General features: G+C 35.8%; 1 protein-coding gene. It reads left to right on the top strand.

What is annotated here, in order from left to right; translation table 11 throughout:
• Positions 1-306: 306 nt before the first annotated feature.
• Positions 307-705, top strand: a complete 399-nt coding sequence (locus tag GHI45_RS11220; protein WP_147780921.1) for a hypothetical protein — start codon at positions 307-309, stop codon at positions 703-705.
• The last annotated feature ends 26 nt before the right edge of the window (positions 706-731 follow it).

Here is a 731-nt window from a genome sequence, read left to right as displayed (position 1 = left end):
GCTAAAGATGAACTAATTGAAGTACTTAGACAAGAGTTGCTTATTCGCAGACAGAACGAAGTATCTCGCACCAAAATGGCCGTGCTCAATTGAACGCAAAAAAAGCCCTCTAGGAGGAGGACTTTGAAATCTACTGTAATCAAATTATAGCACAAGTTACATAAAAACGAAAGGGGCAACTGAATATGTATAAAATTATTGACCTCAAAACAGGCGAAATCTACATGGATTTCAAGACTAAAAATAAACGAGCGGTGCTACTTATCGCTCACAGACTACAGTCAGTAGTCAGATGAAAGGGAAAGAATGGAATTACAACTCGTACCATTAAATACTGAAACAGGAGAGGTTATTACACTTGATCCGACTCTCGTTACTCAAATGGATAATACAGAATTAACAAGCTTTTTATCTAATCTGAAATTGCTTGAGAAGTTAAAAAAAGTGACTGAAAAAGAAATCAAGCAGCGACTAGATGAAGGTCAATTATTCAAACGTTTGTCGTATGGCAAGCAACAATTCACCCGACTTTTAGTTATGGATAATGAAGCGAAAGCAGAACTTGTCAATAAGTATGGCTTTGAAAGTGTTGAACCTTTATCAGTTCTTCAATTACAAAAGAAATATGGTGACTCCATTTATCAAGATATTGAGCCATATATTGTTGAGAAGCCAAAAGCACAAGCGATTAAATGGGATAACTAGGAGCACACATGGAAAAAGAAAAAATG

Origin of the sequence: Lactococcus sp. dk101, assembly GCF_009601055.1 — a bacterium.
Classification (GTDB): domain Bacteria; phylum Bacillota; class Bacilli; order Lactobacillales; family Streptococcaceae; genus Lactococcus.
Note: the sequence above shows the minus strand (reverse complement) of the source record. Positions and strands in the feature narration are given on the sequence as shown.